Origin of the sequence: Xanthomonas cassavae CFBP 4642, assembly GCF_000454545.1 — a bacterium.
Classification (GTDB): Bacteria; Pseudomonadota; Gammaproteobacteria; order Xanthomonadales; family Xanthomonadaceae; genus Xanthomonas; species Xanthomonas cassavae.
Genome location: NZ_CM002139.1, coordinates 2,770,763 through 2,771,931, shown reverse-complemented (window position 1 = coordinate 2,771,931; position 1,169 = coordinate 2,770,763). Strand labels below are relative to the sequence as shown.

1 protein-coding gene is annotated in these 1,169 nt (G+C 63.6%); it reads left to right on the top strand.

All coding sequences use genetic code 11. The features are described 5' to 3' along the window. Positions 1–69 precede the first annotated feature (69 nt). Positions 70–1,032 carry an IS5 family transposase gene (locus XCSCFBP4642_RS0112315; protein ID WP_029218204.1) on the top strand — a complete coding sequence of 321 codons (963 nt, stop codon included), beginning with the start codon at positions 70–72 and terminating at the stop codon, positions 1,030–1,032. Positions 1,033–1,169 lie beyond the last annotated feature (137 nt).

Below are 1,169 nucleotides of genomic sequence, written 5' to 3'. Positions count from 1 at the left end.
TAAGGCAACGCTGATCAAGTCGGTCCCTATCGGAGAAAATATGCCCCTTCCTTCAAATCGGAACGACCGATGAAACAGCAGACATTGGCGATGGCGGCCGATCAGGGCAGTGGATTCGAGCAGCATCGTCGGCCGACGCGCCGGGATGTGTTCCTGTCGACGATGGAGCAGATCGTGCCGTGGTCGGCACTGTGCGCGGTGATCGAGCCGTACTATCCGAAGGCAGGCAATGGCCGGCCGCCGGTCGGCCTGGAACGGATGCTGCGGATGTATTTGGTGCAGCACTGGTTCAATCTGGCCGATGAGGCCTGCGAGGAAGCGCTACTGGACAGCACGGCGCTGCGGCGGTTCGTGGGGATCGACCTGGGCCGCGAGCGGGTTCCGGACGCGACGACACTGCTGAAGTTTCGTCGCCTTCTGGAGACGCACGAGCTGGGGGCGGAGCTGTTCTTGCAAGTGAACCGGGAATTGGAAGCACGTGGCCTGAAGGTGGGCACGGGCACCATCGTGGATGCGACTATCATCGGCGCGCCCAGTTCGACGAAGAATGCGGACAAGGCCCGCGATCCGGACATGCATCAGACCCGCAAGGGGCAGCAGTGGTACTTCGGGATGAAGCTGCACATCGGCGTGGATAGTCGTAACGGCCTGGTGCATAGCGCGGCGGTGACGGCGGCCAATGTGCATGACAAGCACCTGCTGGGAGACCTGCTGCACGGGGAGGAACGCCGGGTCTATGGAGACAGCGCCTACGCCAGCCAGAAGGCGCTGATCGGCACGCATGCACCGCACGCCCGGGACTTCACCAACCAGCGGGTTCGCAAGCGTGGCGAAGTGAATGAGGTGCAGCGCCAGCGGAACCGCAACAAGTCGAAGATCCGTGCCCGTGTCGAGCACGTGTTCGCGGTGGTGAAGCGGCTGTGGGGCTTTGCCAAGGTGCGTTATCGCGGGCTGGACAAGAACGCGAACCGCTGCTTCGTGGCCCTGGGCCTGGCGAACCTGTACCTGGCGCGGGTGCGTTTGGCGGGATAGTTGCGCCTGCGGGGCCGCAAAAGCGGCCCGCAGCGCCCGGAAACGGGCATGGAAGGACGGCTGATCGTAGATCCAAGTGCGTCATGAGCCGGATCGGCCAGTTCGCTGGCCGTTGCGACTACTTGATCAGCGTTGCC

Coding starts and splice junctions, on each gene's coding strand:
- XCSCFBP4642_RS0112315 (WP_029218204.1), top strand. CDS start 70: ATGAAACAGCAGACATTGGCGATGGCGGCCGATCAGGGCAGTGGATTC.